Source organism: Oerskovia sp. NPDC060287, from assembly GCF_042726775.1.
Classification (GTDB): domain Bacteria; phylum Actinomycetota; class Actinomycetes; order Actinomycetales; family Cellulomonadaceae; genus Oerskovia; species Oerskovia merdavium.
Window position 1 is genome coordinate 1 of sequence record NZ_JBHXBO010000205.1, and the last position, 7,429, is coordinate 7,429.

7 protein-coding genes are annotated in these 7,429 nt (G+C 73.9%); 3 read left to right on the forward strand and 4 right to left on the reverse strand.

Features of this window, described 5'->3' with window-relative positions; translation table 11 throughout:
• Positions 1-109: 109 nt before the first annotated feature.
• The gene (locus ACFWFR_RS15445) at positions 110-697 is read right to left on the reverse strand and encodes an HdeD family acid-resistance protein (RefSeq protein ID WP_377615334.1); all 588 of its coding nucleotides are present in this window, start codon (positions 695-697) and stop codon (positions 110-112) included.
• A 270-nt stretch (positions 698-967) separates the two neighbouring features.
• Here ACFWFR_RS15445 and ACFWFR_RS15450 point away from each other — a divergent pair, with 270 nt between their 5' ends.
• The 3 genes from ACFWFR_RS15450 to ACFWFR_RS15460 all read left to right on the forward strand — a co-directional run bounded on the left by ACFWFR_RS15450 (position 968) and on the right by ACFWFR_RS15460 (position 4,732).
• Positions 968-1,309 carry a metal-sensitive transcriptional regulator gene (locus ACFWFR_RS15450; protein ID WP_191805198.1) on the forward strand — a complete coding sequence of 114 codons (342 nt, stop codon included), beginning with the start codon at positions 968-970 and terminating at the stop codon, positions 1,307-1,309.
• 26 nt (positions 1,310-1,335) lie between these two features.
• A complete protein-coding gene (locus ACFWFR_RS15455) occupies positions 1,336-1,704 on the forward strand; it encodes a heavy-metal-associated domain-containing protein (protein ID WP_377623548.1) in 369 nt (122 codons plus the stop codon).
• Positions 1,705-1,960: 256 nt separating this feature from the next.
• On the forward strand, positions 1,961-4,732 hold the full coding sequence (locus tag ACFWFR_RS15460; RefSeq protein ID WP_377623549.1) for a heavy metal translocating P-type ATPase: 2,772 nt from the start codon (positions 1,961-1,963) through the stop codon (positions 4,730-4,732).
• Positions 4,733-4,987: 255 nt separating this feature from the next.
• Here ACFWFR_RS15460 and ACFWFR_RS15465 read toward each other — a convergent pair whose 3' ends face one another.
• From ACFWFR_RS15465 to ACFWFR_RS15475, 3 genes are all read right to left on the reverse strand, one after another.
• Positions 4,988-5,527, reverse strand: coding sequence for a hypothetical protein (locus ACFWFR_RS15465; protein WP_377623550.1), 540 nt, complete (start codon positions 5,525-5,527; stop codon positions 4,988-4,990).
• A 394-nt stretch (positions 5,528-5,921) separates the two neighbouring features.
• Complete coding sequence (locus tag ACFWFR_RS15470; RefSeq protein ID WP_377623551.1) at positions 5,922-6,326, reverse strand: hypothetical protein; 405 nt, start codon at positions 6,324-6,326, stop codon at positions 5,922-5,924.
• Positions 6,323-7,273 (reverse strand): SPFH domain-containing protein, encoded by a 951-nt coding sequence (locus tag ACFWFR_RS15475; protein ID WP_377623552.1) that lies wholly within the window; start codon positions 7,271-7,273, stop codon positions 6,323-6,325. The genes ACFWFR_RS15470 and ACFWFR_RS15475 overlap by 4 nt, the downstream gene beginning before the upstream one ends.
• Between the last annotated feature and the right edge of the window lie 156 nt (positions 7,274-7,429).

Genomic DNA, 7,429 nt, shown 5'->3' on the forward strand with positions numbered 1-7,429 from the left:
CCTTCCTCCGTGCCCGACGGCGCCGCTCGCCTCGTTCCCTGCCACACCGTGGTGCACGGCGCGGCAGGCGGACCCGTCGGTCGAGCGGCGCCCGACCGACGGGGGCCGGTCAGTAGCTGATCTGGCCGGCCTTCTTCCCGAGGCTGCGGATCTGGAAGCCGAACGCGATGAGCGAGATGCCCCACACGAGGGCCACGATCGCGAGGATCCAGACGATCGACACGACGCCCGCGCCGACGTTGAAGAGCACGAGCAGACCGAACACGAGCGACAGCAGGCCCGCGAAGACTCCCCAGCCCCACCCGCTGCCGGGGACCTTGCGCAGCTCGATGCTCGCGATCGCCTGGAAGATCCCGAGGACCACGGCCCACAGACCGACGATCCACACCAGGACCTCGGCGGTCTTGCCGGGCCACACGAGCAGCACGACGCCGACCGCGACGCTCACGAGACCCACCGTGACGAGCGCGGCGGTGCCGCCGGTCCCCCGGCGCCGGATGCCCTCGACGATCTCGAACAGCCCGTCGACGAGCGTGAAGATGGCGACGATCCAGATGAAGACGACGGCCGTGATCTCCGGCCACGCGAGCGCGACGATGCCGAAGAGGATCGCGATCACGCCGCGGATCACGGGCCAGTACCAGACCTGCTTGGCGGCGGAGGAGAAGGCGGTGAGGATCGGGTCCTGCGTTGTCATGGTGGGCTCCTGACGTCGGGTCGAGTCCCGCCAGGAACGCTGGAGCACCGTCCGTGCGGGCTGTTCGGTTCTCATCGAACACCCGAAACGGCCCCATGTCGTGGCGAACGGCGCATTCGTCGCAGCGAGCGGGCCGGGCGAGCGGGGAGAGAGGCGGGTCCGTGGCCCGGAGGGACCTTCGACCCCTTGACAACCTGATACCCCTCAGGGGTATCTTTGAAGAGCGGTACCCCACAGGGGTATCCGAGCGAGCGATCACGGAGGCCCAGCATGAGCGACACGACCACCCAGCACCCGGTCGAGCCGGGCGCTGCCCCTGCCCACACCGGCCCGCACGGGTACGCCTCCGACAAGGAGGCCTACCTCAAGCGCATGCGCCGCATCGAGGGGCAGGTCCGCGGGATCGCCCGCATGATCGACGAGGACGTCTACTGCATCGACATCCTCACCCAGGTCTCCGCAGTGACCAAGGCCCTCCAGGCGGTGTCCATCGGACTCGTCGAGGACCACCTCGGCCACTGCGTCGTCGACGCCGCCCGGTCCTCCGAGGCCGAGGGCGCCGCCAAGGTCCGCGAGGCGTCCGAGGCCATCGCACGCCTCGTCCGCAGCTGACAACCCACCCCTCCCAAGGAGCACCCATGAGCACCGTCACCACCCTCGGCGTCACCGGCATGACCTGTGGCAACTGCGTCTCGCACGTCACCAAGGACGTCGGCGCGGTCGCCGGCGTCGAGAACATCAGCGTCGACCTGAACGTCGGCGGGGCCTCCGAGGTCACCGTGTTCTCCGACGAGCCGCTCGACGAGGCCGCGCTGCGCGAGGCCGTGGACGAGGCCGGCTACGAGGTCACCAGCTACGAGGTCCAGCTGAACGCCCAGGCCGCGCAGTCGGCCGAGCAGGCGGCGGACCGCAAGGCGCACAACTGCGGCTGCGGCTGCGGCACGGACTCCGCGGCGGACGCCACCCCGGCCGAGAAGACGTACGACCTCCAGGTCCCGAAGGCCTGACGCCTCCGACGACCCGTCCGACGACGGAGCACCGGCCGGACTCCCGGCCCACGCTCCGTCGTCGGGCACCGCTCCACCCGCAGGCCGCTTGCCGACACCTCAGCCGCGCCCCTCACGCCGCTGACCCAGGCCGCCCGCGCCGCGCACCCCCACCCCGGCGTGCGCCCACCGCCCCCGCCCGCGCACAGCGGACCGCGGCGGAGACCCCACCCGGCGCAACCCGCCGGACGCACCACCGGACTCTCGAGGAGCACCCATGACCACCCCCACCGGCCTGACCGCCGGCCCCACGTTCGTCGAGGTCGACCTCGCGATCGAGGGCATGACGTGCGCGTCGTGCGTCGCACGCGTCGAGAAGCGGCTCAACCGCGTCGACGGCGTCGAGGCCACCGTGAACCTGCCGCTCGAGAGCGCGCACGTCGTGCTGCCGGACGGCGTGACCGACGCCGAGCTCGTCGCAGCCGTCGAGAAGGCCGGCTACCAGGCGCGGGTCACGGGCCGCCGGGCGGCCGCGCCCGCGGTCGCCGCGAAGGCGGCGGCCGCGGCGCCCGTCGCGGCGCCGGTCACGGCGCCTGCCGCGGTGAGCGGCGCGACGTCGGCGGCCGTCGGCACCTCGGGGACCGCTCCCGCCGGCGGGACCCCGACGACGACCACGGCCGCGCCCCGGCCGGTGGCCCCGGCCCCCACGACGCCCCCGTCGACCGACACCTCGGCCCCCACGCGCGACCGTGGCGCCGACCTCGGCCGCCGCCTCAAGGTCGCCGCGGTCCTCACGCTCCCGGTCGTCGCGCTGTCGATGATCCCGGCGCTCCAGTTCCCGGGGTGGCAGTGGGTCGTCACGGCGCTGGCCCTGCCGGTCGTGACGTGGGGCGCGTGGCCCTTCCACACCGCGGCCTTCCGCGCGGCCCGCCACGGCGCGTCGACCATGGACACGCTCGTGTCGATCGGCGTGATCGCCGCGACCCTGTGGTCGCTGTGGGCGCTCCTGCTCGGCGGTGCGGGCGAGATCGGCATGCGCATGTCGGTCTCGCTGCTGCCCTCGCGCGAGCATGCAGCGATGCCCGAGCTCTACTTCGAGGTCGCCGCCGTCGTCACGACGTTCCTCCTCGCGGGCCGCTGGTCCGAGCACCGCTCGCGCCGCAAGGCCGGCGACGCGCTGCGCTCGCTCCTCGCGATGGGCGCCAAGGACGCCGAGCGCGTCACGACCGGCCCCGACGGCCGGCGCGTGACCGAGCGCGTGCCCGTCTCGGCCCTGCGCGAGGGCGACCTGTTCACGGTCCGCCCGGGCGAGAAGGTCGCGACCGACGGCGTCGTGGTCGAGGGCAGCTCCGCCGTCGACACCTCGCTCCTGACGGGCGAGCCCGTGCCCGTCGACGTGACGCCGGGCGACGACGTCACGGGCGCGACCGTCAACACCTCGGGCCACCTGCTCGTCCGCGCGACGCGCGTGGGCGAGGAGACGACGCTCGCCCAGATCGGGCGCCTCGTGAGCCAGGCGCAGACGGGCAAGGCTCCCGTGCAGCGCCTCGCGGACCGCATCTCGGCCGTGTTCGTGCCGATCGTGCTGGTCCTGGCCGTGCTCACCCTCGGCGGGTGGCTGCTCGCGGGGGCGAGCACGCAGTTCGCCTTCACGGCGGCCGTGGCCGTGCTGATCATCGCGTGCCCGTGCGCGCTGGGGCTCGCGACGCCGACCGCCCTGCTCGTCGGGACGGGCCGGGGCGCGCAGCTCGGCATCCTCATCAAGGGACCCGAGGTCCTCGAGTCCACGCGCCGCGTCGACACGATCGTGCTCGACAAGACCGGCACCGTGACGCAGGGCCGCATGGCGCTCGAGCGCGTGGTCACGCGCGAGGGCTCGCTCGACCTGGGGTCGGAGGCGGCGCGGGCCGCTGCCGGCTCGCCGAGCGAGGGTCCCGACGGCGCCGCTCACCACGCCCTGCGCCTCGCCGGCGCGGTGGAAGGGCTGAGCGAGCACCCGATCGCGCAGGCCGTCGCGGCCGCTGCGGCGCAGGTCGCGGGGGCCGGGTCGGCTGCTGCTCGTGAGGTGTCGGCCGGTGCTGGCGGTACCGGTGCTGGCGGTACCGGTGCGGGCCAGGCCGGAACAGCGGCTCTCACGGCTTCCCCCGACCGGTCGTCGTCCGCGGCCGCTGTCGAGACCGGCGCCGACGGCGTCGTGATCGGCTCCGCGCAGGTCTTCGACTTCGTGAGCTCGCCCGGTGGCGGGGTCAGCGGCCTGGTCCGCACCGCGCACTCGGGCCTGTCCCCCGCCGGGGCGCTCAACGCGCAGCGGGTCATGGTGGGTCGCCCGTCGTGGCTCGCCGAGCAGGGCATCGCGTTCGAGGCGGCGGAGCCGGCGAACCCCGGGGACGGCGCTCGCCCCGACGCCGCAGGGACCGACCTGCGCCGGGCGTTCGACGAGGCCGAGTCCACGGGCGCGACCGCCGTCGTCGTCGCCTGGAACGGCACGGCCCAGGGCGTCCTCGTCCTGCGCGACCCCGTCAAGGAGACCTCGGCCCAGGCTGTGGCCGAGCTCCGCGAGCTGGGCCTGCGGCCGATCCTCCTCACGGGCGACAACGCCGGCGCGGCCCGGGTCGCCGCGCGGCAGGTCGGCATCGCGGAGGAGGACGTGATCGCGCAGGTCCTGCCGCAGGACAAGGTCGACGTCGTCGCGCGGCTGCGCGCCGAGGGCCGGGTCGTCGCGATGGTCGGGGACGGCGTGAACGACGCCGCAGCCCTCGCCGGGGCGGACCTCGGCCTGGCCATGGGCACGGGCACCGACGTCGCGATCGAGGCGAGCGACATCACGCTCGTCCGGGGCGACCTGCGCTCGACCGCGACGGCGATCCGGCTCTCGCGCCGGACCCTGCGCATCATCAAGCAGAACCTGTTCTGGGCGTTCGCCTACAACGTGGCGGCGATCCCGCTCGCGGCGGCCGGCCTGCTCAACCCGATGATCGCGGGCGCGGCGATGGCCATGAGCTCGGTGCTCGTCGTCGGGAACTCGCTGCGGCTGCGCTCGGCGGGCTGAGCGCGGGGCCCTGCGCGGGGGCGGGGTTCTGCTGGGGTGCTCGTGCTGAGGTCTTCGAGGCGTCGGGCGTCGGGCGTCTACCGGGTGCCGGGTGCCGGGTTCCGCGCCCCGGTCGGTGCCGAGCACGAGGTTCCGCGCCCCGGTCGGTGCCGAGCACGAGGTTCCGCGCAGTCGAGAACGGGGTTGCGGTCGTTATCCACCGGATAGCGACCGCAACCTCGTTCTCGGCACCGGGAGGGAGCTCGGGCGTGCCGGTCAGGACCGTGAGGCCCAGCCCGCCACGATCGTCGCGACCGCTCCCACCATGAAGACCGCGGTGCAGGAGCCTCCGACGATCCGGGCGACGCGCATCGCCGGGGGCGTCGGACCCTCCCCGGGGTCCAGGAGGCCCAGTCGCGCCGGCCCCGCGAACGAGGGGCGGACGGGGACGTGGAACTGGCGGACGTCGTCGTCGGTCAGGGCCGGCGCCGACTCGTGCGCGAGCGCCGCCGCGGTGCGCCGGTCACGCAGCCGACCGACCTGCAGCGCGTAGAACGCCAGGACCCCGTACTGGCTCAGGTAGAACAGCCCGAGCGCCAGCACCGTCACGCCGAGACAGACCATCACGGCCGACCGCGAGGACCAGAGGACGGCGCCGCCCACGACCGTGATCGCGGTCCCGAGCAGCAGCCACAGCGGCAGGCTCCCCCAGCTGCGGGAATGGTCGGTCGTGTAGCGCGAGGCCGACCTCGTCGGTCTGCTCGAGTCCGCGAGCTGGTCGGCCAGGCTCGGCTTCTCGTCCTCCCACCACGCCACGGGTCCACCTCTCGTCGTGGTGGTCCGACGACCACCGCCTCGGAACAGTAGCGGCCGGGGACCCCCCGGCTCAACGGGGAGGACTGCCCATCGGTCGGCACCGGAGCGTGCCTGCTCGGGCGAGCCGAACAGGGCGAGCGGGTGGAGCGTGACGACGCTCGGAGGACCGAGACACGACAGCACTCGGTGGACGGGCGCTCGCCGGACGGAGGAGGAGCGGGCCCCGCCCGGTCGGGGTCGCTCGTCCTGTCGAGCTCGAGGTTCCGCGCAGTCGAGAACGAGGTTCCGCGCAGTCGAGCCCGAGGTTGCAGTCGTCAACCGGTGGATAGACGACCGCAACCTCGTGCTCGGCACCTCGGGGCGTCGCAGCACGAGCCGGTCACTCTGCGGGCCGTCACTCTGCGGGCGGCCGCCCCGGACGGCGTGGCGGGCGTACGTCCCGCGGGAGCCGCCCCTCGGCGTCGAGGGCCCGCCTCAGCACCATGTCGATCTGTGCGTTGACGCTCCGCAGCTCGTCCGACGCCCAGCGCGCGAGCGCGTCGTGGACCGCCGGGTCGAGGCGCAGCAGGACCTGCTTCCGCTCGGCCCGGGGCCTCCGTGGCGCACCCTCATGCCCGACGCCCGCTCCGCCGTCGGGCACCCCCGCACCCGGCGCACCCTCGCGCCCGACGCCTGCTCCGCCGTCGGGCACCCCCGCACCCGGCGCACCCTCATGCCCGACGTCCGCTCCGCCGTCGGGCCCCGGCTCTCCTGCCCCCGGCGACCCGCCGGGAGCGGGCGCCGGGACCTCCGGCGTCACGAGTAGAGCGACCCGGCGTTGACGACGGGGGTCGCGCGGCTGTCGCTGCACAGCACGACGAGGAGGTTCGACACCATGGCGGCGCGACGCTCGTCGTCGAGCGTGACGATCGACTCGGCCTCGAGGCGCTGGAGCGCGTCCTCGACCATCGACACGGCGCCCTCGACGATCCTCGACCGGGCCGCGATGATCGCCCCGGCCTGCTGGCGCTGGAGCATGGCCTGCGCGATCTCCGGGGCGTACGCCAGGTTGGAGATGCGGGCCTCGACGACCTCGATGCCCGCGATGACGACGCGCGCCGCGACCTCCTGCGCGATCTCGGCCGACACGAGCTCGGTCGCGCCGCGCAGGCTCTCCTCGCCCTCGTCGGCCTGGTCGTACGGGTGGGACATCGCGACGTGGCGCAGCGCGGACTCGGACTGGACGCGCACGAAGTCCTCGTAGTCCTGGACGGCGAACGTGGCCTTCGCGGTGTCGGCGACCTGCCAGACGACGATCGAGGCGATGTTGATGGGGTTGCCGTCGGCGTCGTTGACCTTGAGCTCGCTCGTCTCGAAGTTGCGCACACGCACCGAGACGCGCTTGTGGGTCGTGAGCGGGACGGTGAAGACGAGGCCCGTGCGGCGGATCGTGCCGAGGTAGCGGCCGAAGAGCTGGACCACGAGCGTCTGGCCCGGGTTGACGACGCCGAGCCCGGTCAGCAGCAGGACCGCGACCACCGACACCACGACGCCGCCGAGGACCGCGGGCCCCTCGTCCTGGGCGAAGAGCAGGACCGCGCCGACCACGAGCAGTGCGAACACGATCAGCGCGACCAGGGCGCCGCCCGCGCCGGTCGACCAGGCTGGGCGCTCCGTCACGTCGACGCGCGTGCCGTCGTGCCCGACGGGTCGGCCGCTCGGCTCGCCGCCCACGGACTCCTGCGGTGGGGCCGTCGTCTCGGTCATGGCTGTTCCTCTCGTCGGGCTACGGCGCCTCGCGCTCCGCATCTATCAAAGTGATATCACATTAATCGCCGCGGACGGAAGCAGGACGGTCGGGCGTGCCCGCCGAGCACGAGGTTCCGCGCTGTCGAGAACGAGGTTGTGGTCGCTTTCCAGCGG